This window comes from Chitinophaga sp. 05T412 (assembly GCF_056396465.1).
Genome location: NZ_JBFTLN010000018.1, coordinates 99,024 through 122,969, shown reverse-complemented (window position 1 = coordinate 122,969; position 23,946 = coordinate 99,024). Strand labels below are relative to the sequence as shown.

Genomic DNA, 23,946 nt, shown 5'->3' with positions numbered 1-23,946 from the left:
CTATATGGAACAGTTTCTTACTGCAGAATCGCTCATCAGTTTATTCACACTGGTGCTCATGGAAATCGTATTGGGCATCGACAATGTGATCTTCGTTTCAATTGTACTCAACAGGTTAGCCCCTGAAAAAAGACCCGCAGCCCGCCGTGTATGGATGTTTGCCGGTATGGCCATCCGTATTGTCCTGCTGCTTTGCATCGGCTACATTGTAAAAGCCAAAGATCCCCTGTTCAGCATTGCCGGTCATGGCTTTAGCCTGCGCGACCTGATCATGCTCGGTGGTGGTATTTTCCTGCTGGTTAAAACAACCCTCGAAATCCATCACAAACTGGAAGGCGAAGAAGAACACGCAGACAACAAAAACGGAGGCAAACCTGCCGCCTCTTTTCTCAACATCGTAGGCCAGATTATCGTGATCGACACGGTTTTCTCCTTCGATAGTATCATTACCGCCGTGGGCCTGGCCAAACAAGTACCCGTGATGATTGTGGCTGTTATCATCGCCATGATTGTCATGTTCCTTTTTGCGCCACGTATCAGCGACTTTATCCACAAACACCCCACGCTTAAAATGCTGGCCCTGTCGTTCCTCGTAATGGTAGGCGCTATCCTGATTGTAGAAGGATGGGATGCGGAAAGGGCACACGATATGAACCTGAAGAACTATGTGTACTTCGCAATGGCCTTCTCGTTCGGCGTGGARATGCTGAATATGCGGACCCGGAAGAAGCAAAAAGCATAAAGCGGAAAGCAAAAAGCTATTGAGGCGATTGATCAGAGCGGATAAGTAATTTTAATACTCGCTCTTATCAATCGCCTCAATAGCTTTTTGCTTTCCGCTTTATGCTTTTTGCTTCTACAAAAGATTCATCAACGTTACCGCCACCATACCAGCGGTTTCAGTACGTAACCGGGTATTCCCCAGCGTTACTGGCACAAACCCCTGCTCCAGTGCCAGTTTAATTTCATCTGGCGTAAAATCGCCTTCCGGCCCTATCAGTATCAGGGTATCTTTTCCGGGCTGCATACTATGCTGCAATTCCTGCTTCTGCTCCGGTAAACAGTGTGCAATAAATCGCTGCGGATCTTTATTACCTTTTACCAACTTATCAAAAGCCTGCGGCTCCTGTAGCTCCGGTAAATAAAACTGCTGCGATTGCAACATCGCCGATACCAGTATATTCTGTAGTCGTTCTGCTTTTATTTTTTCCTTTTCTGTACGCTGCGTCACCAATGGAATAATGGTTTGAATCCCTATTTCCGCCGCCTTTTCCAGAAACCATTCAATGCGCGAGGCATTCTTGGTAAAGGAAATGCCTATACGAAGCGCTCTTGCAGGCGGAGGTACGGTTTCACAGGTCAACACCTGCACTACACACTTCTTACGGTTATCATCAATGATAACGGTGGTAAACTTATGTCCACGGCCATCTGCCAACAGCACTTTATCCTCCTTTTCATGACGCAATACCTGGATACAGTACTTGGATGTATCCTCATTCATGGTGTATGTAACGGCGTCCGGCTGTATTTCCGGCGCATAAAAAACTGGCAAATCCATACGCACGAAGTTAAGCAGAAAGTTTTTTTGTTTTGATGTGGAAGCGGATAAACAGTAACACAGAGGCTACCAGTAATCCCAGCAACAACGCCCACCATACTCCTTCTACACCATATCCCAACTTAATACCCAGCAGGTAGCCTAACGGAATACCTAATACCCAGTATGCCAGCAAGGTAATTACAGTAGGAATACGGACATCGCCCAAACCGCGCAAAATACCMAGTCCTACTACCTGCATACCATCGAATAGCTGGAAGAAAGCAGCAATAATCAATAACTGAGAAGCAATTTGTATTACCTGCGGATCTTGTATGTAGAATGAAGGAAGCAGATGATTACCCAGGGTAAACAACAACGCCGCGCCTCCCATCAGCAGGAGCACCATATGGTAACTGGCAATAGCCGATAAACGTAATTCGCCGAAATCCTTCTTCCCAAAATTATTACCGCTTTTAATACCTGCCGCAGCAGAAATACCACTCGCCATCATGTAGGTCATAGCTGCCAAACTGAGGGCTATCTGGTGAGCTGCCAGCTCCGCGGCGCCCATCCAGCCCACCATTACGGCGGCGCCACTGAATGCACTCACTTCAAACAAATACTGCATGGCTACTGGTGTACCAATACCCAATATTTTCTTAACAGCAGCTGCCTGCAGGTTTTTAAACCCAAACGATTGCAGGTAGGGCTTGAAACGTGGCGCCCGCAATACATATAACATCATGGTAACCCCCATGATTAAACGGTCGGTAAATGTGGCAATACCTACACCGATAACACCCAGTCGCGGCATCCCAAACAATCCATACACCAGTGTAATCCCGATAATAATATTGATGATGTTACCAATAATGCTGATGTTCATGGCCTGCCGCGTAAATCCCAATCCTTCTGCAAACTGTTTAAAGGAAAGAAACAACATCAATGGAATAAAGGAAAAGCCCAGGTAACGCAGGAAGGGCCTGGCTTGCTCCGCTACATCGCCTTCCTGATGCAGGAAAGAAAGATGGCCGCTAAGTACATAAATGACGGCTGACAACAACACACCTACCACCATGTTGATGATAAGGCTATGACTCAGTAAAAATCCAATGGCGTTTTTATTACCACGGCCATTTTCCTGTGCAATTAATGGGGTAAGGCCATATGACATGCCGATACCGGCTACCATGAAAACAGAAAACAGGCCGTTGCCCAGCGATACCGCTGCCAACGGCACTTTACCGGTATGACCGATGATGATACTATCCGATAATGCTACCAGGGTATGTCCTAATTGAGAGATGACTACGGGGTAGGCTAAACTGAAATTATCTTTGTAATGACCTTTATATTTTGCGTACAGCTGTTTCATTGATTAATCTTATTAGTCTTTATAGTTAAACGATCTGATGGCTTGCAAATCAACGGACATCGCCGATTTACGGGTGTTTACAGACAGTTACGGGAGGGTTAAAAGCCAAAAAGCCGGCGATCGATTTCGATGCCGGCTTTTAGCAATGTCTTTTATGTGCTAAAATGGAGCATCTTCGAAACCTTCGTCGAAGTTCATATCATTCATTCGGGAGCCTTTCTGGATATACAGTTTCGCTTCATCGTTACCGCCGCCACCTTGTGGAGAACGGCTGATACCTGCAAAAGGACTGCCTCCGCCGCCAGGATTCTCCAGGCTACCATCATCTTCAAAACGCTGGTATTCCAGTACGGCTCTCAGTTTGATGGTATCCAACTGACCATTACGGTGCTTGGCGATACGAACGTGGGTCTCACCTTTATTGGATTCACCCATTTCATTAGTATTGATTTCATAATATTCAGGACGATAGAGGAACATTACCATGTCCGCATCCTGCTCGATGGCTCCGGATTCACGGAGATCACTCAGCTGCGGCATTTTGTTACCATCTTTTCGTTTTTCCACATCACGGCTCAACTGGGAGAGGGCAATGATAGGCACCTGTAACTCCTTTGCCAGTCCTTTGAGGTCACGGGAAATTTTACTGATTTCCTGTTCACGGTTGGAGCCTTTACCATCGCTGCTTCCGCTCATCAGCTGGAGGTAGTCGATGATGATAACACCTACGCCGTGGTTGTGTACCAGCCTGCGGCACTTGGCGCGGAGCTCAAAGATATTCAATGCCGGGGTATCGTCGATGAAGATGGGCGCTTTCGCCAGGCGTTCAATACCGTGGGTCATCAGCTTTTTCATCTCATATTCTTCCAGTTTACCACGGGAAATTTTTTCCAGCTTTATTTCTGACTCGGCAGAGAGAATACGTTGTACAATCTGGCCGGAGGACATTTCCAATGAGAATACCGCTGCGCCTTTCGGGAAGCGGGGGTGAAGGGCCGCATTACGCGCCAGATTCAGCGCGAAGGCGGTTTTACCCACAGAAGGACGGGCCGCAATGATGATCAGATCCGTAGACTGCCAGCCATAGGTTACCTTATCCAGTGAAGGGAAGCCTGAAGGCACCCCGGTAATATCATCTCCTTTATTACGCAGATCCTCGATACGTTTCATGGTATTCACCAGTACACGGTCGATGGAATCGTAGTTCTTACGTAAGTGATTATTGGTGACCTCGAAAAGTTTAGATTCAGCGCTGTCCAGCAGGTCAAATACATCGGCGGTGTCTTCGTAAGACTCCGTGAGGATTTCACCGGAAATACGGATCAGTTCACGTTGAATAAACTTCTGAAGGATAATACGGGCGTGTGCCTCAATATTAGCAGAAGAAACCACCATGTTGGTGAGTTTCATTACGGTAAACGGACCACCAATTTGTTCCAGGGAACCCATTGATTTCAGTTCTTCTGTAACGGTGAGAATGTCTACCGGCATGGACTTACCCGCGAGGCGGGTCATGGCGCTAAAAATGATCTGGTGTGCTTCTACATAAAAGCACTCCCCTTTCAATATTTCAATAACGGAGTCAAAGGCTCCTTTTTCCAGCATTACGGCTCCCAAAACAGCTTCTTCCAATTCTTTAGCCTGTGGTGGTATCTTGCCATACACCAAGGATGACACATCAATGGACGGCTTTCTACGCACATTGCGGTCCTTCTTAAGATTGAGATCCATTTATGGTTAGTGTATTAAAAAAAGTTAATAAAAGGTTACTGTCAATGGGCCTTTCAGTTGTTTTTTACAATCGATATCTGCATTTTCCCGCATTCATCAGGGGGGATAGCTACTTTAAGAAATTGTAAACTTTTGCAAGCCGTACAAACTAAGGTAAAGGCATTTTTTTAATTAACACCCTTCCTTTCGGTACTAAATTTATTAAGCCACATACACAGCTTATCCACAAGCAAAATGTCAGTTATCCACTGACACCATAGTAGTTATCCACCAAAACATCGAAAATCCCCAAGCAAAGGTCCGATTATTCACACACATTGTGAGAAAAGATTTTCCACACACTGCGAAAATGCGGCAGAACCCAGTCGGGGCAACAGAAAAAGCGCCTCTCCCGGAATATTTGTCCATATAATTTGCGGTATTATGGCAGGCCTGATCCGCCAAAATATCCGCTGCAAAGCCTTTTTGCTATATCCTTTCAGCTTTAAGCGCATTATTCCTAACTTTACGCCACTTATATAAATAAACAAAGCAGATAAATGACGATTTCATACAACTGGCTATGTGATTATTTACCGGTCAGGCCTACACCGGAGGAATTATCTACTATTTTAACCAGGATTGGCCTGGAAGTAGAAAACCTGGAAAAATTTGAAGCAGTAAAGGGAAGTCTGGCTGGATTGGTGATCGGAGAAGTACTGACAGCAGAAAAACACCCCAACGCGGATAAACTGAGACTCACCACCGTAAACATCGGCAATGGTGAACCTCTGCATATTGTATGTGGCGCACCTAATGTAGCGGTAGGACAAAAAGTAGTAGTAGCTCCTATTGGCGTTACTATATACCCGCTGACCGGAGAACCAATGACCATGAAAAAAGCAAAGATCCGTGGAGAAGAAAGCCAGGGGATGATTTGCGCTGAGGATGAACTGGGACTGGGCAACAGTCACGATGGCATCATGGTAATGGACGCCGCGCTGGAACCCGGTACACCCGCCGCCGACGTATTTAAACCCGCCAATGATTATATCTACGAAATAGGCTTAACGCCTAACCGCATGGACGCCATGAGCCACATCGGTGTGGCCAAAGACGTATGTGCTTTCCTGAATAACATTGAACATACTCATAAATACCAGGTACAGCTGCCCGAAATAAAGGCAATGCCAAAAGCGGCTACGCCTTTGCCGATCAGCGTAACCATTGAAAATACAGACGCATGCCCCCGGTATAGCGGTATATCCATTACCGGTATACAGGTAGCTCCATCGCCTGAATGGCTGAAAACCAAGCTCACCGCCATTGGTGTTCGTCCCATTAACAACATTGTGGACATCACCAATTTCATCCTGCATGAAACCGGACAACCGCTCCACGCTTTTGACGCTGCTGCCATAAAAGGTAATGCCGTGGTGGTAAAAAATCTGCCTGCTGGTACTCCGTTTGTAACATTGGATGAAAAAGAAAGGAAACTGGATGCCACCGACCTGATGATCTGCAATGGTGCCGGTGAAGGCATGTGCATTGCGGGTGTGTTTGGCGGTCTCCATTCCGGTGTATCTGATAGTACTACCAACATTTTCCTGGAAAGCGCATTTTTTAGCGCAAGTGGTATCCGTACCACTTCCTTCCGTCATGGATTACGTACCGATGCGGCTTCCCGCTTCGAGAAAGGGGTCGACATTTCTAATATCCTTTTTGCCCTGGAACGTGCGGCGGCACTGATTTGTGAACTGGGCGGCGGACAGGTAGCCTCCGATATCATCGATGTATATCCTACGGTAAAAGTAAAAACACAAATAGAAGCCACGTATAGCTATATCCGGAAACTCAGCGGTAGTAACTATCCGGAAGATAAAATCAAAAATATTCTCCGTAGCCTGGGCTTTGAGATCCTGTCTGAATCAGCTACCGGATTTCGTGTATCCGTACCATTCAGCAAACCGGATATCAGTCTCCCGGCCGACCTGGTAGAGGAAGTAATGCGTATTGATGGATTGGATAATATTGAAATCCCGTCTAAAATAGCCATTTCACCTGCCCTGTCTGCCCAGCCGGATGCGGAAAGTGTAAAGGAAAAAATCGCCGATTACCTCGCAGGTAATGGTTTCAACGAAATTTTCACCAACTCCATTACCAACAGCAAGTATTATACACCGGAAGTACTGGAACATGCGGTAAAAATGATGAACAGTCTTACTGTAGAACTGGACATCATGCGCCCATCCATGCTGGAAACCGGCCTGGAAAGCATTTCCCATAACCTGAACCGTAAAAACGACGATCTGCTGTTCTTCGAATTCGGTAAAACTTATCAGGTACTGGAAAAAGGCTACGGCGAAAACAATCACCTGGCGCTGTACCTCACAGGGAAACAAACCGGGGAAACCTGGATGCATGCAGCCAAACCGGTAGACTTCTACTACCTCAAGGGCTTCGTGATCAATATCCTTAAGCAACTGGGTTACAAACAATTTATCTGGGCCGAAAGTACCGAAGCTGGTTTACAACCAGCCTGGGAAATCAAAGTAAAAAACCAGGTGGTAGTAACCCTCGGAGGCGTTCCTACAGCGAAGCTCAAGCAGTTTGATATCAAACAGCCAGTATGGTATGCCATCTTTAATTGGGATAAAATACTGGGACTCTTGCAAAAAAGTGATAACTTTTACAAAGAAATCCCCCGCTTTCCGGCAGTTCGCAGGGACCTGGCACTGGTACTCGACAAACAAGTGAAGTTTGCCGCAGTAGAAGCAGCCGCCCGTAGCGTGAAATCCGGATTGTTACAACAGGTGAATCTGTTCGATGTATTTGAGAGCGAAAAACTGGGCGCGAATAAGAAGTCTTACGCAGTAAGCTTTACCTTCCTGGATGCTCAAAAAACCCTCACTGACAAGGAAATTGACAGTGTGATGGAAAAACTCATCAAAACATTTGAGACACAGTTACAGGCGGAGATTAGAAAATAAGAGATTCAATGGTGTTAGAGCAATACATTCAACGCGTAGAAGAAAAATTGCACCTGCTGGTCAAAAAGCTCCAGCAGGTGCAGTCGGAGAATGTATTGCTCAAAGAAGAAGTTAAAATACAACAACAGGAGCTGCAACAGCAGCAACAGTCGTTACAGGTCCTGGAAGACCGGCTGCAACTCATGAAAATTGCATCCACTGCCCAGGGAGGTACTACCATAGCAGCAGAAGATGAGGCTTTCAAAAAAGAAATCCGTGGCAAAATCAATGATTATATCAAAGAAATAGACCGCTGTATTGCTTTGCTGAACAGTTGATATAAAATCATATACGATGGACACACTCATTCCTATTAATATTGTCGTATCAGACCGCTCTTACCGGATTAAGATAAAACCGGAAGAAGAAGCAGAGGTACGTCGTATTATGAAAGAAGTGAATGAGAAAATTGTAGATTTTAAGACTTCATATGCAGGAAAAGACCTGCAGGACTATATTGCTATGGCCCTTATCATGTACGCCACACACCCTGTTACCAGCGGCGGAAAAGCCCAGGCAAGCACTGCACCCTTTTTGCAGGAAAAGCTGGAAAAGCTGGAAGAAATTATCAACCAGGCATTGGGATAATTGCACCTTACCCATTGCCAATCAATGAATTAGCTAATTGGCTAATTATCACGTATTAAAGACGCTTTAACTGCTATTTTTTTGTATTTTCGCGGGTCAGTTCTCGCCCCTGTTGTGGTTTAGCAGCAACCTGGGTAAGAGGATACTACATAAATCAAGTATAAATAATTCATATGGGTGTTACACTTATAACGACAATAGCTGCAGTAGTGGCATTGGTCATTGGGATAGTGCTAGGTAAGGTGATTTTTGCCAAAAATACGCAGCATAAAATAGATGAAGCTGAGAACCAGGCTAAAAAAATCATCGCAGATGCACAGATTAGTGCGGAAAATCTCAAGAAAGACAGGCTGCTCGAAGCAAAAGAAAAATACCTGCAATTAAAAAGCGAGTACGAGAAAGATGTACTGCAGCGTAACCAGAAACTGGGAGAGTCGGAAAATCGTATCAAACAGAAAGAGCAGGGCGTTAACCAGAAAAATGAACAGCTACAGAAGCAAATAAATGAAAATGACGCCATCAAGGAAACCTTGAACCGTCAAATGGAACTGGTAACCATCAAGCGCACGGAACTGGAAAAACACCAGGAAGAGCATATCCGCCGCCTCGAAAAAGTAGCCGGATTAACAGCCGAAGAGGCCAAACACCAACTGGTGGAAAGCCTGAAAGAAGAAGCCCGCTCACAAGCCCTCTCTCATATACAGGAGATCATTGAAGACGCTAAATTAAAAGCGAACAAAGAAGCGAAAAAAATCATCATACAATCTATTCAGCGTACTGCTGCTGAACAAACCATCGAAAATACCATTACGGTATTTACCCTGGAAAGTGATGAAATCAAAGGCCAGATCATTGGTCGTGAAGGCCGTAACATCCGTGCCATTGAAGCGGCAACGGGTGTGGATCTGATTGTGGATGACACCCCTGAAGCCATCGTATTATCTTCCTTCGACCCATTACGTCGTGAAATTGCACGTTTATCACTGCAACGCCTGGTACAGGATGGACGTATCCACCCTGCCCGTATTGAGGAAGTGGTAGAAAAAACCAAGAAACAACTGGAAGAACAGGTAATGGATATCGGTGAAAGAACCGTGATTGAATTGGGTATCCATGGCCTTCATAAAGAACTGGTGCGTCTGGTAGGTAAGATGCGTTTCCGCTCTTCCTATGGACAAAACCTGCTCATGCACTCCAAAGAAACCGCTAACCTTTGTGCGGTAATGGCTGCTGAGCTGGGCTTAAACCCCAAACTGGCCAAACGTGCCGGCTTACTGCACGATATTGGTAAAGTACCTGACGAAGAAACTGAATTGAGCCACGCCCTTCTTGGTGCGAAACTCGCTGAAAAATATGGTGAACATGCGGCAGTAGTCAATGCAATTGGCGCTCACCACGATGAAATGGAAATGCAATATGTCATTTCTCCGATTGTTCAGGCCTGTGATGCGATCAGCGGCGCCCGTCCTGGTGCTCGTCGTGAAATTATGCAGAGCTACCTGCAACGTATTAAAGACCTGGAAAACCTGGCACTCTCCCATGATGGTGTGGAAAAAGCCTACGCTATCCAGGCAGGTAGAGAATTACGCATTATCGTAGAAAGTGATAAAGTATCCGATGGTGATGCGGATCGCTTATCTTTCGAAATTGCCAATAAGATACAGACAGAAATGCAGTATCCAGGGCAAATTAAAGTAACCGTTATCCGTGAAAAACGTGCGGTGAATATCGCCAGATAATTTTCTGATTTAGAAATACACGAAATAGACCTTATATTGAGTCCTCCCACACTATCGTGTGGGAGGACTTTTTTTATTGTATCAACTGGTTTTCAATCAATAAATGCAGTGTTATGAAAAAAACTTGCTTTAAATTCTTCCTGGGCGCCGCCTTGTTACTGGGCGCCAGCCAGGGGTTTGCTCAAAAAGCGCAGTCATTGTTCAACGGTAAAAACCTGGATGGCTGGAAAATATATGGTACCGAAAAATGGTATGTAGAAAAAGGAGAACTGATCTGTGAAAGTGGCCCGGACAAAGAATATGGCTACCTGGGTACTGATGGTCAATACAAAGATTTTGAACTGACTGTCCAATTCAAACAGGAAGCGAATGGCAACAGTGGTGTATTTTTCCACTCTTCCCTGGAAGGCACCAAAATCACTGGCTGGCAGGCGGAAGTAGCGCCTCCCGGTATGCATACCGGCGGTATCTACGAGTCTTATGGCCGTGGATGGCTTATACAGCCCGACAAAGAAAAAGAAAAGTACCTGAAAATGGGAGAATGGAATACCATGAAAGTACGGGTACAAGGCGATAACGTTACTACCTGGCTCAATGGTCATGAAATGATTACATTGAAAGATGATAAAATCGGTGCAGTGAATGGTCAAATTGCCCTGCAAATCCATTCCGGTGGTGGTATCAAGGTAAGATGGAAAAACATTAAACTCACTCCGCTGAAGTAGTTGCACTATTTCCGATATGCATTATACGGATAAAGTCATACTGATTACAGGCGCCAGCTCGGGTATAGGCCATGAGCTGGCGCTTTTACTGGCAAAAGAAAAGGCCAGGCTGATATTGGCTGCCCGTAATCAGGCAGCCCTGGAAGCGGTGCGCAACGAATGTCTGGCATATACCCCCTGGTGCCAAATAGTGCTGATGGACGTCACCGACGAAGTTCAGGTACAGGAAGGCGCACAACGCGCTTTACAATTTTTTGGGAAGATAGATGTACTGGTGAATAATGCCGGCGTAACCCAGCGCTCTAAGCTGATAGATACTTCTGTAGCTGCAGTAAGACAATTAATGGAAGTAAATTTCTTCGGTGCAGTAATGCTTACGCAGGCCTTGTTGCCTCATTTCCGTGAGCAGGGAGGCGGGCAAATCATTATCATCAGCAGCATGGCCGGACTGATGGGTTATCCCTGGCGCTCTGGTTATAATGCCTCGAAACACGCACTGCAGGGATACTTTGAAACCCTGCAAACAGAAAACCCTATTCCGCACTTATACACCACCATTATTTGCCCCGGCCGGGTACGCACTCCCATTACCTATTCTGCTATTACGGCTAACGGAGAAGCCTATGGCAAAATGGACCCCAAACAAATAAAAGGCTTATCCGTTACCCTCTGTGCCCAGCGCATTCTAAAGGCCATGCATAAACGAAAAAAGATGGTACTGATTGCCCGGGAAGAAAGGATATTACTCTGGTTTAAAAGATATTTTCCACCCCTCTTTTACATGATTGCGCGCAAAGGGAATTAATTTGCAGCAAATTCAATCATGTATGGATCTGTTACTGCAACAAATAACTGCGGCTACCGCCTATCTGCAAACTTTTTCTTTTGAACAGCCCCGGGTGGGCGTAGTACTGGGTACCGGTTTGGGAGAACTGGTCAATCATATCAACATCACGCATACTATTCCTTACCACCAAATACCTCATTTTCCAGAATCCACCGTTGAATCTCATAAAGGCAACCTGATACTGGGACATATTGGCCAAACACCTGTCATCGCCATGCAGGGGCGCTTTCATTACTATGAAGGTTATACCATGCAACAAATCACTTTTCCTATACGGGTGATGAAAGCATTGGGCATTCAGCAACTCCTGCTCAGTAATGCTGCAGGTGGGATGAATCCGGCCTTTAAAAAGGGCGATTTGATCCTGTTGGATGATCATATCAACATGCAGCCGGAAAATCCGTTAAGGGGCCTTAATTCTCCCGTATATGGTCCTCGTTTCCCTGACATGAGCCGCCCATATGATCCGGCGCTGGGCGAAAAATTACAAGCCACTGCTACCACACTGGGCACTTCATTAAAATCCGGTGTATACGTTTCCGTGATGGGCCCCAACCTGGAAACCAGGGCAGAGTATAGGTTCCTGCGCATGATAGGTGCTGACCTGGTAGGAATGAGCACAGTACCGGAAGTAATTGTAGCCAATCAACTGCAACTTCCCTGCGCAGCAGTATCGGTAGTCACAGATGAATGTGATCCTGACAATTTACATCCTGTTTCTATTGAAGAAATTATTGCAGTAGCAGGTAAGGCAGATAAATTATTGAGTAGTCTTTTTGCCACAGTGATTGCAGCATTGTAATATATCACTTACAACAGCGGCTGTACCGGAAAGGTACAGCCGCTGTTGTATATACGGTTATTCGTTTTATTGCTTCGGGTGTTGGTCATCGTTGTCATCAGCCTCTTCGTCGTCTTCCCCATCTTCATCATCATCTTCTTCCTCATCATCATCTTCATCATCCTCATCTTCTTCGTCATCTTCTTCGTCCTCTTCTTCTTCGTCTTCTTCCTCCTCCTCCTCATCCATTGATAACAGTTTCTCTCCTAATATCGCATCTTCCACCATATCGTCCGGATCTTTATCTCCATCATCATCTGCCACCTCGTGATCCACATTATCTTCTTCTTTATCTTCTTCGTCGGCCTGTTCTTCTATGCGTTCTTCATCGATATCCTGGCCGGCAATATTATCTTCTACGATATCATCCGGATCTTCCTCATTTTCATCACTCACCGGATGTTCTGGTTCGCGGTCTCCCGGATCTATCCACTGTGCCTTGGGAGGCTTAGGTGTAGCCGGTTTTTTAGGCTGCTTTTCCTTTTCAGGTTCTTCCCCCGGTTCTTCGTTTGCCTCCTCGATAAAATCATCGAGGCGAACAATTTCATCGTCTGGCTCTACTTCTTCATCTTCAGAAGCGGGATGCGCTTCTTCGGGAGCTAGAAGGGTATTGGTAGATAAGTCATCCAGTTTATGATCGGGGTCCAGCAGTTCACMATCTTCAGACACCATCAGGGAATGAGTGGTTTCAGTTTCTGCAGTATGTGTGCTATGTTCTCCACGGCCCAGGGTAGCTGTATCATCGCTGATGAGGGTAGGTTGTACCATTTCCTCATCAAACAATTCTTTCAGTTTAGGCAGGTCTGCAATGGAGCCGAGACCAAAGTAATCCATAAAGGAACGGGATACCGCATACAGGAGCGGTTTACCGGGTTGATCTTCACTACGTCCGGTAATCACGATCAGTTCCTTTTCCAGGAGTTTTTGAATGGAGTAATCGGTACTTACACCGCGGATATATTCTATTTCTCCCTTGGAGATAGGCTGGCGATAAGCAATAATAGCCAGTGTTTCCAGGGCTGCGGTGGATAAACGTTTAAGGAATTTATCCCCATTCAGCTGGGCTACAGTTTGATAGTATTCTTTTTTAGTAAGAAATTGATAGCCGCCGCCACTGCTGCGCACTTCAAATGCATAAAATTCAGAGTTATATTTTTCCCTGATGGCTTCCATCGCAGCCTCCACCTGATCCAGGTTGGTACGGTCTTCCAGGAAAGCCAGTGCATTATTAAGCAGATCCACTATTTCCAGCAAAGGTAAGGGCCTGTCGGCCGCAAAAATTAATGCTTCTACGTGCGGGATGATCTGTGATATTTCCATACGTTAACAGGAGGTGCGGATGTTACAAAAAAGGTCAAAGACCGAAAATACAGTCTTTGACCCTAATCTGAAAATATTAATTCAGTTGTTGACTTAGTGCTAAAAAATGCCTTACAGTACTTAACTTCCTAATGCTGCAGCACCACTCACGATTTCGGTCAGCTCTGTGGTAATGGCTGCCTGACGTGCACGGTTGTAAGAGATTTTCAGGGAACGCAGCAATTCGCTGGCGTTTTCTGTTGCTTTATCCATCGCAGTCATACGGGCGCCATGCTCAGAAGCATGAGAATCCAGGATGGCTTTGAAGAACTGTGTATTCAGAATTTTAGGCATCAGTTCCTGAATCAGGGTGTCTTTCGCCGGTTCGAAAATGAAGTCTGCTTTCAGGGCATTATCTTCTTCGTTTTCTACTTTGGCAATTGGCAGGAACTGCTCTGTAACAAAGATCTGGGTAGCAGCGTTTTTGAATTCGCTGTACACGATATCTACGGCATCGTAAGTACCTTCTGTGAAACCGTTCAGCGCCACCGCAGCAGCTTCTTTCACGTGTTCAAAGGTAAGACTGCCGAAGAGTTGCCAGAATTTATCATTTACTTTATAGCCGTTCTGTACAAAATGGTCGTAACCTTTTTTACCAATAGGCAGAATTTCTACATTGCCTTGCTCAAACTGCTCCTGGTACTTCTCGCGGATCACGCGTTTAGCCGTTTTGATCAGGTTAGAGTTGAAGGCACCGCACAAACCTCTGTCTGAAGTAATTACCACAATCAGTACTTTTTCAACGGGACGCTGTGCCGCCAGTGGCGTGTTGATATTGCCTTCGCTGTTGGAAACAATATTCTGCAACATTTCCTGGAGCTTTACTGCGTAAGGACGCATCAGCAGAATAGCATCCTGCGCACGTCTTAACTTAGCAGCACTCACCATTTTCATGGCTTTCGTGATCTGCTGACCAGATTGAATAGACTTGATTCGGTTACGAACTTCTTTAAGCTGTCCGGACATATATAAAAATCAATTACGAATTACGAATTTATCAATCAATGCAGGGATAGCCTCCTGAATTTGGCTGCAAAGGTAAGCAATGCCCCCTTAATTTGAAAATCCATAGAAAGATAATTTAAACTTTCTTCCAAATACTGATAATCAATTTTTTATACATATGCGAATACTACAGGGTGATAGTGGTTCCCAGCACCTGTAAAAAGGCCGCAATCCACTGCGGATGAGCTGGCCAAGCGGGCGCCGTCACCAACTTTCCGTCTACTACCGCTTCGTATACATTCACGGATACATACGTACCTCCTGCTGAAGTTACCTCCGGTGCTACCGCCGGATAAGCCGTTAATTTCTTTCCACGTACCACATCGGCAGCCGTCAGGATCTGTATACCATGACAAACAGCCGCTACGGGTTTATCTTCCACAAAAAAGTGCTTTACCAGTTCCAGTACATTCTTATTTAACCGCAGGTATTCGGGAGCCCGGCCGCCTGCTATCACCAGGGCATCGTAATCTGCACCGGCCACGTCATTAAAAGAAGCATTGAGCACAAAACCATGTCCCGGCTTTTCACTGTAAGTCTGGTCGCCTTCGAAATCGTGAATGGCGGTCTTAATTTTTTCACCGGCCGCCTTATCAGGACAAACCGCATGTACCTCATGACCAATCATCTGCAGCATCTGAAAAGGAACCATCGTTTCATAGTCTTCCGCATAATCACCGGTCAGTAACAATATCTTCTTTTGGGCCATAGCAATTATAGTTTTTTGAGTTAGAAAAAGGTTGATGAAGATAAGGAATTCAGGGAAAGCAATCAGCCTTTGGCAGGTATCGTGATTGTTAAATTTCACGAAACCTGCCAAAGGCTGATTGCCATTATGAAGCGCTGCTACCAGTACCCGGAATCCCGGGGAAATAACATAAAAGATGGTGGTTAGTATCCCGTATTTTGCGGGAATGGTGTGGAAGACCGGTCAATCTGATCCTGTGGAATCGGGCGCAATACATGCTTAGGCAAAATATTGGCTTTTGCCTGCTCATTATGCAACTTTACTCTTTCCAGCAATTTTTTTGTACGAACAAGGTCAAACCAACGAAGCTGTTCTCCCACTAACTCCCGGCCTCTTTCATCCAAAATAAAGTCAAGCGTCATATCCGCAGCGGATGCTTTCATGGCATCTTTGTTTGCTTGTGTTTCATTAGGTGAAGCGCCCACGCGGGCTGCTCTCATACGCACTACATTAATAGCATCTGCGGCGCCCTGCGCATCTCCCTGCATCAGCTGAGCTTCCGCTTTAATGAGATAGTCTTCCGCCAGGCGGAAAGCAATAAATGGTCGTACACCAGATGCCTGGTTGTCAGGGCGTAAGGCATCCGCAAACTTGTTCAGGGAAGGATACAACTTCTCCGTATAGCCGCTCGGCGATACCAGCATATAACGCTTGCTGGCACGTTGAATCTCTGCAGCAGTGGCCTCATGACCGGGAAGATAAACAGAGGTATCTCCCACACGCATACTATCGTTAGCCACATTCGCATACCAGGTAGTCGTAAAGAATTTCTCATAACGCACATCATGTGTACGATCTTTATACAGGGTATCCGTCAGGAACCTTGTAGGTCTGAAACGCTTCCAGGGCGTACCATTGGGCAGATCACGTTTCATACCGCCCAATACATCATATTGCATCAGGAAAAAACGGCAGGCATTGTTATCGGCATAACCATATAAAGGATCAGTGGTATACTGCGCAGCAAAAACAGTTTCTACATTATTTTCCTTACCCTGCGCCCATACTTGTCCCGGATCATCCAATAATCTGAAGCCATAGTTTTTAATCACCATGTCCGCATATTTGGCGGCATCTGCATAGTCTGTTGGTTTGGCATCAGGAGAAGAAGCACGGGTAAGATATACCCTGGCCAACAACTGTTCTGCTGCGGGTTTGGTAGCACGGCCCCAATCAGATTGAGTAGCCGGCAAATCCTTTTCTGCTGCCAGCAAATCATTGATCACGGCATCATATACATCTTTGGTAGTGTCGCGATGTGCTTCTGTTACAATCTTCGTGTTTTCTGTTAACCGCAGCGGTATAGAACCAAACATTTCCATCAGGATAAAATGATAATGTGCCCGACAAAATTTTGCTTCTGCTATACCTTTTGTTTTAGTAGCATCATCCAGGTCAGGAATAAGATTMGCCCGGTCTACCACTACGTTACAGGTATTAATGGTTTGATAAAAACTATTCCACAAGTCTCTGGTATGTATATAGCGGGAATCCAATTGTGATGTATACTGGCTTACAAATTTAAAATCGCCGTCGGAGCCGTTGGTGTAGATGTCTGTACCGGTTTCGGTCAGCGTCATCCCGCRTTCGGTGCTATAAAAAGCCCTCATGGCCACATATGATCCGGTAACGGCAGTCTGGAAACCGGCTTTCGTATTGTAAAACGAATCTGTCACGTTGGTGACCACTTTTTCATCCAGCATTTTATTGCAGGATGTTGTGGCAATAGCCAGCAGCAGGATGATGGAAACTATATATTTCATAACTTTTTCTTTTAAAGATTTGATGATTAGAACTTCGCATTTACACCAAATTGCAACATCCAGGTGGCGGGTGCATCTACGCCAATTACATTCACGTCTTCCGGATCTACTCCTTTCCAGGTTTGGCGATAAGGCGCTAAGATCAGCGGTTGTTTTACGCCCACATTGAAGCTGAGCGACTGCATCCGCATGCGCGTCACTACCGGCGATGGTAAAGCATAGCTAAGCGTAATACTCCTGATTTTGAAGAAGGAACCATCAAAGTAACTCAGCGACTGGTAATTGCTTGGACGTTCCTGGTTAGCGTTAGGCCGTGGGAAGTCGTTGGTAGGATTAGCGGGGGTATTATAATCGATGTTCAGGTTATTATAACGGCCAAACAGCGTATTATAATTCTGGTAAAAATCACTTTTAATCATGCTGCCCATGCGTGCAAAAGCTACTATGGACAATTCAAAACCTTTATAAGAAAACCGTTGTGTAGTACCGGCCGACCATTTAGGTTCAGGCGAGCCTAATATCTGGCGATCTTTCGCATCAATCACGCTGTCTTTATTCACATCTTCCAGCTTAATTTCACCGGGGTTTACGCCATATTTGCGGGCATCTTTGGCTTCATTGGCCTGCCAGATTCCTGTCTTTTTAAAATCATAATAAACATAGGTAGGTTGTCCTACAAACCAGCCATTACCTACGTCGGCTGTTCTTCCATTACCGATCGACAAGATTTTGGAGCGGTTGCGGAAAACGTTTGCATCCATCTTCCAGCTGAAGCCATCCGGATTATCGATAATAGTGGCCCCTACACTGAATTCCCAACCCCGGTTCCGGGAAGTTCCCAGGTTTTCCAATACCTGATTAAAACCATTGCTGTAAGGCAGCAAATGTGGCATCAGCAGATCGCTTGTTTTTTGGTTATACCATTCTATCACACCTGTAATACGACCATTGAAAAAGCCGAAATCAATTCCTATATCAGCAKAAGTAGTAGTTTCCCAGGTAAGGTTCGGATTACGCAATTCACCCGGTACAAAACCTAATGCGCCTTTATTGCCGTAGGAATAAGGAATCCTGGTCAATGAACCCTGTGTGGCATAAGGGTTAATACCGGTATTTCCGATACGGCCATAGCTGGCGCGTAATTTCAGGTTATCTAATACTTTCTGATTTTTTAATGGCGCCTCATTGATAATATTCCAGGCTGCTGCTACAGATGGGAAGTATCCCCATTTTTGTCCGGGTGCAAAACGGGAAGATCCATCCGCACGCAGGGTCAGTGTCAGGAGATAACGGTCATCGTATCCATAGTTAAGACGTCCCATGTAAGAGAGGATCGTCCAGGTACTCAAACTACTGGTTACACCAGTTACGTTGAGCGCCTGGCCCAGGTTGTAATACTGTTGCGTTTCTACAGGGATACCTCTTACATTGGTAGTAGATACATCTGCGGTTTGTCTTTGTACGCTGTACAAGGCAGTCGCTAATAATGTATGTTTCTTGATGGTTTTATTATAAGTCAGTACGTTTTCAACGGTATAAGCAATGGTAGTAGCGTTACCTTTTGACGCTGTAGCGTCACCACCACCAATCAACAGATTGGTATTATTTTTACCTTGAAACAGGCCATAGTTATAGTTCTGCATATCCGGGCCTACGTTCAGCCGATACTTCAGGCCATCAATAATTTCGGCTTCTGCGTACAAGCTGGTAAAGATGCGGGAGCGCTTCATGAGTTCCACCCGGTTGTTATTCACATAATCCAATAAGGGATTGGGCTGTTGGCTATCGCCTGTAGGAAAGGTGATCAGGTTGCCTTTATCATCATAAGGAGCCGCAATGGGCAGCATTTTTAACGCATTATCGATGCCGTTATAGGTTTCGCCATTGCGTAAGCTGTAAGCGCCTAACAAGGTAGCGCCTATTCTTACCCGGTTACCAATTTGCTGATCGATATTCAGGTTCAGGTTATAGCGTTCGTAGCTTTGCAGCTTCAGCACGCCCTGGTCTTTAAAGTATCCCAGACCTGCGGTGTATTTTGTTTTTTCCGTACCGCCGGCTACCTGCACAGAGTGGTTGGTTTGATAGCCCGGCGACAGCATCAGTTTCTGCCAGTTTACATTGGTACCTTTTTTAATATTGGCTAGTTCCGTACCATTAAAGATGGCTTTATCAGAAGCATCCGGGGTGGCATCGTTATATTTTCCGATGGTGCGGTTAGCTTCGCGGCGCATTTCAATAAAGTGGGTCGCGTCCATCATGTCCGTTTGGCCCAGCTGTTGAACATAGCCATAGGAGCCAATGTAAGACACCACGGGTTTGCCTACTTTACCTTTCAGGGTGGTGATGAGTACCACGCCGTTGGCGCCCCTGGAACCATAGATAGCTGTTGCGGAGGCATCTTTCAAAATATCCATCGATTGTATTACACCGGTACCGATATCGCTAAGACTACCAGCGTAAGGAATTCCATCTACCACATACAGCGGATCATTGCTGGCGGAGAGGGAGCGGGTACCACGGATGCGTACCTGTGGTTCATCACCGGGTTTCGAACTGTTATTAATTACCTCCACACCGGCTGCACGGCCTTGCAGCGCCTGTTGGGGGTTGGTTACCGGCACATCCTGTATCGCTTTGGTACCTACGGAAGAAATGGAGCCGGTAACATCTTTCTTCTTCTGCTGACCATATCCCACCACTACAATTTCTTCCAGTTTTTTACGGTCTTCTTCCAGCACTACAGAAATAATCTTATTGCCCTTATAGGCTTCCTCATGTGAGATAAAACCGACGAAAGTAAATACCAGCACAGCGTTATCAGGATTGGTGATGAGCAGTCTATAATGCCCGTTAACATCTGTTTGTGTACCGATATTTCTTCCTTTAACAGCTACGGTAACGCCTACTAATGGGACTTTCCTGGCATCCAGCACGTTTCCCTCTATGGTAGCGGGATGGTGCTCCTGGGCCATGATAAGTTGATGGAATAGCAAACACGCTACCATACAGACAAGACGTGAAAAAAACTTCTTCATAACGTTGTTTAATGTGGTTTGTGGAATAAAGGAAACTAGTTACAGTTAGTTAGATTTTGGCTTACTCTTCGGGTTCTTCTGCTAACAAAATAAGATAATTTTAGATTCTTGCAATCGTTTGCAAATTTTATTTTGCAATCGTTTCCATAAAGTCCCGATTGGATCGAATTCTTACCATTTTAAAAAATAAAATCTTTTGCAATCGGTTGTAAAAATGAAATGCATTGATTATTTTGGACATCTTATTCCGTTTTAGTTATGAAAAAGACGATCCTTTTATGTGGCTCCCTGCTATGCATGTATGGTGGCCTTTTTGCTCAAAAAGCCCAATGGCAGCAACTTTTTAATGGCAAAGACCTGAAGGGCTGGAAACAGCTGGGAGGAGAAGCTAAATATCATGTGGAAGACGGTGAAATTGTAGGTACTACGGTAATGAATACACMGAATTCCTTTCTGGCAACAGATAAAGAATATGGAGATTTCATTCTGGAGCTGGAATTTAAGCTGGGCAAGGAGTTTAACTCCGGTATCCAATTCCGCAGCCAGAGCAGATCCGATTATCAGAACGGTCGTGTATTTGGCTACCAGATGGAAATAGATCCTTCAGACCGTAAATGGAGTGGTGGTATTTATGAAGAAGGCCGCCGCGGCTGGCAATATCCAATGGAACTGAATCCTGCGGGACAAAATGCCTTCAAAAAAGACGGCTGGAATAAGTACCGTATTGAGTGCCGGGGTAATGAAATGCGTACCTGGGTAAATGGCGTACCCACCGCCCACCTGGTAGATACTGCACTGCCAAAGGGTTTCATTGCTTTACAGGTACATGGCATCGGTAAAAATGCGGCAGACGACAACAAGAATATCTACTGGAAAAATATCCGGCTCATAGAAAATCCGTCGGCTTCCCAATATTCCTCCTACGACAATATCTACGTGGTGAATAATGTGGATAACACTATTTCCGGTCAGGAAAAGAAAAACGGTTACCAGTTATTATGGGATGGCCAAACATCCAAAGGCTGGAGAGGCGTTTATAAAAAAGATTTCCCGACCAAAGGCTGGCATATGGAAAATGGTGTGCTGACCATTGGTCATTCTACGGGAGATGAGGAAGGCAGCGGTGGTGACATTATCACCGATAAACAGTACGGCGCTTTTGAGCTGGAATTTACCTTTAAACTCACGCCGGGCGCTAATAGTGGCGTAAAATACTTTGTCAGCGAAACCTACGAAACGGGAGGAAAGTCTGCCATAGGGCTGGAGTACCAGATTCTAGACGACGAAAAACATCCGGATGCCAAATTGGGACGCGACGGAAATCGCACGTTAGCAAGTCTTTACGACCTCATGACAAGAAAACAGGAAAAACGAGCCATTAATCCTATTGGAGAATGGAACAAAGGTCGTATTATTGTGTATCCAAATAATCACGTAGAACATTGGTTAAACGGATTTAAGGTGCTGGAATATGAGCGGGGCTCTCAAGCCTTTAAGGACCTGGTGGCGATCAGCAAGTATAAAGATTGGAAGAATTTTGGTTTGTGGCCGGAAGGACATATCCTGTTACAGGATCATGGTAATGAGGTTTCTTTCAAGAGTATTCGTATAAAAATTCTTAAATAATATTATTTACCTTTTTTTTCATTGTTCACTGTTCTAAATAAGCATTCCGATTCTTCGGAATGCTTTTTTTCTTTAGAGAAAACGGTAAATTACCCTTTATTCACCACCCATTTTTATGACTATGTTACAACAAAAAGGCTACCTGTTACTATTAGGCGCCCTGTTTGCCGGCGCCTGTCAGCCGTCTGCCAACCATAGCCACCCCGCTGCCATGCAGGACTCCCTGCACCAGCTGGCCGCCCGGTATTATGATCAGAACATGGCCCTCAACCCTTTAACGGCTACACAAAACGGCGAAAATCAATACAACGATCAATTGCCCATAGATATCAGTGAAGGCTTCCGCGCTAAAGCTGACTCCTTTTATGCCAGCTACCAGCAAGCCATCAAAGGAATAGATACCGCTGCGCTTTCCGGTAACGACCGCATTACGTACGATATGCTGCAACGGGAATTCGACATTAACCGGGAAGGATTGACCTTTCATGATCATCTCATGCCGGTACAACAGTTTACCTGTTTGCCATTAACGCTGGCGCAACTGGGCTCCGGCTCTTCCGCCCAACCATTTAAAACGGCTAAAGACTACCACAATTTCATGAGCCGCATGGAACGGTTTGCCATATGGACCGACACCGCTATTGCCAATATGCGCCGCGGTATTGCCACCGGGTATGTATTGCCTAAAAGCCTGGTAGTGAAAGTGATTCCACAAGTGGCGGATCTGGCAAAGAAAGACACCGCCAACAATGTTTTCTACGCACCACTGAAAAGCATTCCAGATTCACTGGGCGCCGAAGTGATTGCCGGATTACGCACCGACTACGCCGCCGCCGTAGAAAAATATATCCTGCCGTCCTACGCCAAACTGCGCGATTTCATGCAGCAGGAATACCTGCCCAAAGCACGCACCAGCAGCGGCATTGAAGGCATTCCGGATGGGAAAGCCTATTACGCATACCTTATCAAAAGCTGGACGACCACCAGCCTGACACCGGAAGCCATTTATGCCCTGGGCGAAAAAGAAGTAGCCCGCATCCGTGGCGAGATGGAAACCGTGAAAAACAGTACCGGATTTAAAGGCGATCTGCCAGCATTTTTTGCCGCTGTACGCACCGATAAAAAATTGCGCATCTTTAAAACGCCCGCCGCCATCCTGGACTCTTTCAAGGCGATTGAAAACAAGATCATGCCTGGCGTTAAAAAAATGTATGGTCGTCTTCCTAAAACCAAATTCGAAATCCGTCAAACAGAAGCCTATCGCGCAGCTTCCGCTTCTGCCGAATATATACAAGGCAGTGCAGATGGTACCCGCCCCGGCGTATTTTATGTGCCTATCCTGGACGCTGCCACCTTTTCATATACCGGCATGGAATGCCTGTTTTTACATGAAGCCATTCCTGGCCATCATTTCCAGATTTCACTACAACAGGAAAATGACTCCCTGCCCAAATTCCGCCGTTTCTCCTGGATCGGCGCCTATGGCGAAGGATATGCCCTTTATTGCGAAAGCTTAGGTAAAGAACTGGGCCTGTATACAGATCCTTACATGTACTTTGGCCGGTTAACCGACGAAATACACCGCGCTATTCGTTTAGTCGTAGATGTTGGTTTACACGCTAAAGGCTGGACCCGCGAGCAGGCCATCCAATATATGATGGACAATGAGCCGTTATCCACGCAGGAAGCTACCGCTGAAATAGAGCGCTACATGGCAATTCCCGGACAAGCTCTCTCTTATAAAATCGGAGAACTTAAAATCCATGAGCTGCGGAATAAGTACACGAAAGAACTGGGCAGCAAATTCAGTTTATCTGCATTTCATGATGAATTGCTGAAAGATGGTTGTGTTCCGCTGTCTGTACTGGAACAAAAAATGGCCCGCTGGGCGGAAAGTGTAAAGTAGAACGGTTTTAGCTTTTAGCAACATGCAGCGAAGATCAGCATATGTTGGTCTTCGCTGCATTTTGCTAAAAGCTAATAGCTAAAAGCGCTATTAAATTTTGATTAACA

Annotated in this window: 18 protein-coding genes; 10 read left to right on the top strand and 8 right to left on the bottom strand. The window is 45.6% G+C overall.

All coding sequences use genetic code 11. From position 1 onward, the window contains the following. Positions 1 to 4 precede the first annotated feature (4 nt). Positions 5 to 742 carry a TerC family protein gene (locus AC1DFM_RS30275; RefSeq protein ID WP_477080526.1) on the top strand — a complete coding sequence of 246 codons (738 nt, stop codon included), beginning with the start codon at positions 5 to 7 and terminating at the stop codon, positions 740 to 742. Between the two features lie 114 nt (positions 743 to 856). Here AC1DFM_RS30275 and AC1DFM_RS30270 read toward each other — a convergent pair whose 3' ends face one another. The 3 genes from AC1DFM_RS30270 to dnaB form a co-directional block, all read right to left on the bottom strand. After that, positions 857 to 1,561: an RsmE family RNA methyltransferase gene (locus AC1DFM_RS30270; RefSeq protein ID WP_477080525.1), complete on the bottom strand. Its 705-nt coding sequence runs from the start codon at positions 1,559 to 1,561 to the stop codon at positions 857 to 859. A gap of 10 nt (positions 1,562 to 1,571) precedes the next feature. Then, entirely contained in the window at positions 1,572 to 2,918 is a 1,347-nt protein-coding gene (locus AC1DFM_RS30265) for an MATE family efflux transporter (protein WP_477080524.1), read from the bottom strand. Between the two features lie 159 nt (positions 2,919 to 3,077). Further along, the gene (gene dnaB, locus AC1DFM_RS30260) at positions 3,078 to 4,649 is read right to left on the bottom strand and encodes a replicative DNA helicase (RefSeq protein WP_477080523.1); all 1,572 of its coding nucleotides are present in this window, start codon (positions 4,647 to 4,649) and stop codon (positions 3,078 to 3,080) included. A gap of 539 nt (positions 4,650 to 5,188) precedes the next feature. On the opposite strand from dnaB, the gene pheT reads away from it, so the two are divergent. The 7 genes from pheT (at position 5,189) to AC1DFM_RS30225 (ending at position 12,358) form a co-directional block, all read left to right on the top strand. After that, positions 5,189 to 7,618, top strand: coding sequence for a phenylalanine--tRNA ligase subunit beta (gene pheT / locus AC1DFM_RS30255; protein ID WP_477080522.1), 2,430 nt, complete (start codon positions 5,189 to 5,191; stop codon positions 7,616 to 7,618). 8 nt (positions 7,619 to 7,626) lie between these two features. Then, entirely contained in the window at positions 7,627 to 7,935 is a 309-nt protein-coding gene (locus AC1DFM_RS30250; RefSeq protein WP_477080521.1) for a hypothetical protein, read from the top strand. Between the two features lie 16 nt (positions 7,936 to 7,951). Continuing rightward, entirely contained in the window at positions 7,952 to 8,245 is a 294-nt protein-coding gene (locus AC1DFM_RS30245; protein ID WP_291920653.1) for a cell division protein ZapA, read from the top strand. Between the two features lie 173 nt (positions 8,246 to 8,418). After that, positions 8,419 to 9,984 (top strand): ribonuclease Y, encoded by a 1,566-nt coding sequence (gene rny, locus AC1DFM_RS30240; protein ID WP_477080520.1) that lies wholly within the window; start codon positions 8,419 to 8,421, stop codon positions 9,982 to 9,984. A gap of 113 nt (positions 9,985 to 10,097) precedes the next feature. Next, positions 10,098 to 10,709 (top strand): 3-keto-disaccharide hydrolase, encoded by a 612-nt coding sequence (locus tag AC1DFM_RS30235; protein ID WP_477080519.1) that lies wholly within the window; start codon positions 10,098 to 10,100, stop codon positions 10,707 to 10,709. 16 nt (positions 10,710 to 10,725) lie between these two features. After that, complete coding sequence (locus tag AC1DFM_RS30230; RefSeq protein ID WP_477080518.1) at positions 10,726 to 11,514, top strand: SDR family oxidoreductase; 789 nt, start codon at positions 10,726 to 10,728, stop codon at positions 11,512 to 11,514. A 22-nt stretch (positions 11,515 to 11,536) separates the two neighbouring features. Next, complete coding sequence (locus AC1DFM_RS30225; RefSeq protein WP_477080517.1) at positions 11,537 to 12,358, top strand: purine-nucleoside phosphorylase; 822 nt, start codon at positions 11,537 to 11,539, stop codon at positions 12,356 to 12,358. A 66-nt stretch (positions 12,359 to 12,424) separates the two neighbouring features. Here AC1DFM_RS30225 and scpB read toward each other — a convergent pair whose 3' ends face one another. From scpB to AC1DFM_RS30200, 5 genes are all read right to left on the bottom strand, one after another. Next, a complete protein-coding gene (gene scpB / locus AC1DFM_RS30220; RefSeq protein WP_477080516.1) occupies positions 12,425 to 13,717 on the bottom strand; it encodes an SMC-Scp complex subunit ScpB in 1,293 nt (430 codons plus the stop codon). 120 nt (positions 13,718 to 13,837) lie between these two features. After that, on the bottom strand, positions 13,838 to 14,722 hold the full coding sequence (gene atpG, locus AC1DFM_RS30215; RefSeq protein WP_291920646.1) for an ATP synthase F1 subunit gamma: 885 nt from the start codon (positions 14,720 to 14,722) through the stop codon (positions 13,838 to 13,840). A 166-nt stretch (positions 14,723 to 14,888) separates the two neighbouring features. After that, positions 14,889 to 15,470, bottom strand: a complete 582-nt coding sequence (locus AC1DFM_RS30210; RefSeq protein ID WP_477080515.1) for a DJ-1/PfpI family protein — start codon at positions 15,468 to 15,470, stop codon at positions 14,889 to 14,891. A 182-nt stretch (positions 15,471 to 15,652) separates the two neighbouring features. Then, positions 15,653 to 17,272, bottom strand: coding sequence for a RagB/SusD family nutrient uptake outer membrane protein (locus AC1DFM_RS30205; RefSeq protein WP_477080514.1), 1,620 nt, complete (start codon positions 17,270 to 17,272; stop codon positions 15,653 to 15,655). A 26-nt stretch (positions 17,273 to 17,298) separates the two neighbouring features. Beyond that, positions 17,299 to 20,307, bottom strand: a complete 3,009-nt coding sequence (locus tag AC1DFM_RS30200) for a SusC/RagA family TonB-linked outer membrane protein (RefSeq protein WP_477080513.1) — start codon at positions 20,305 to 20,307, stop codon at positions 17,299 to 17,301. Positions 20,308 to 20,565: 258 nt separating this feature from the next. On the opposite strand from AC1DFM_RS30200, the gene AC1DFM_RS30195 reads away from it, so the two are divergent. Together AC1DFM_RS30195 and AC1DFM_RS30190 are read left to right on the top strand one after the other, a co-directional pair. Further along, on the top strand, positions 20,566 to 21,933 hold the full coding sequence (locus tag AC1DFM_RS30195) for a 3-keto-disaccharide hydrolase (RefSeq protein WP_477080512.1): 1,368 nt from the start codon (positions 20,566 to 20,568) through the stop codon (positions 21,931 to 21,933). Positions 21,934 to 22,054: 121 nt separating this feature from the next. Beyond that, positions 22,055 to 23,839: a DUF885 domain-containing protein gene (locus tag AC1DFM_RS30190; protein ID WP_477080511.1), complete on the top strand. Its 1,785-nt coding sequence runs from the start codon at positions 22,055 to 22,057 to the stop codon at positions 23,837 to 23,839. Positions 23,840 to 23,946: the final 107 nt, after the last annotated feature.

What these genes read in the sequence shown, in the direction of transcription:
- AC1DFM_RS30270 (WP_477080525.1), bottom strand. Translation starts at nt 1,561, where the DNA reads ATGGATTTGCCAGTTTTTTATGCGCCGGAAATACAGCCGGACGCCGTT.
- dnaB (WP_477080523.1), bottom strand. Translation starts at nt 4,649, where the DNA reads ATGGATCTCAATCTTAAGAAGGACCGCAATGTGCGTAGAAAGCCGTCC.
- pheT (WP_477080522.1), top strand. Translation starts at nt 5,189, where the DNA reads ATGACGATTTCATACAACTGGCTATGTGATTATTTACCGGTCAGGCCT.
- AC1DFM_RS30250 (WP_477080521.1), top strand. Translation starts at nt 7,627, where the DNA reads ATGGTGTTAGAGCAATACATTCAACGCGTAGAAGAAAAATTGCACCTG.
- AC1DFM_RS30245 (WP_291920653.1), top strand. Translation starts at nt 7,952, where the DNA reads ATGGACACACTCATTCCTATTAATATTGTCGTATCAGACCGCTCTTAC.
- rny (WP_477080520.1), top strand. Translation starts at nt 8,419, where the DNA reads ATGGGTGTTACACTTATAACGACAATAGCTGCAGTAGTGGCATTGGTC.
- AC1DFM_RS30235 (WP_477080519.1), top strand. Translation starts at nt 10,098, where the DNA reads ATGAAAAAAACTTGCTTTAAATTCTTCCTGGGCGCCGCCTTGTTACTG.
- AC1DFM_RS30230 (WP_477080518.1), top strand. Translation starts at nt 10,726, where the DNA reads ATGCATTATACGGATAAAGTCATACTGATTACAGGCGCCAGCTCGGGT.
- AC1DFM_RS30225 (WP_477080517.1), top strand. Translation starts at nt 11,537, where the DNA reads ATGGATCTGTTACTGCAACAAATAACTGCGGCTACCGCCTATCTGCAA.
- atpG (WP_291920646.1), bottom strand. Translation starts at nt 14,722, where the DNA reads ATGTCCGGACAGCTTAAAGAAGTTCGTAACCGAATCAAGTCTATTCAA.
- AC1DFM_RS30210 (WP_477080515.1), bottom strand. Translation starts at nt 15,470, where the DNA reads ATGGCCCAAAAGAAGATATTGTTACTGACCGGTGATTATGCGGAAGAC.
- AC1DFM_RS30190 (WP_477080511.1), top strand. Translation starts at nt 22,055, where the DNA reads ATGTTACAACAAAAAGGCTACCTGTTACTATTAGGCGCCCTGTTTGCC.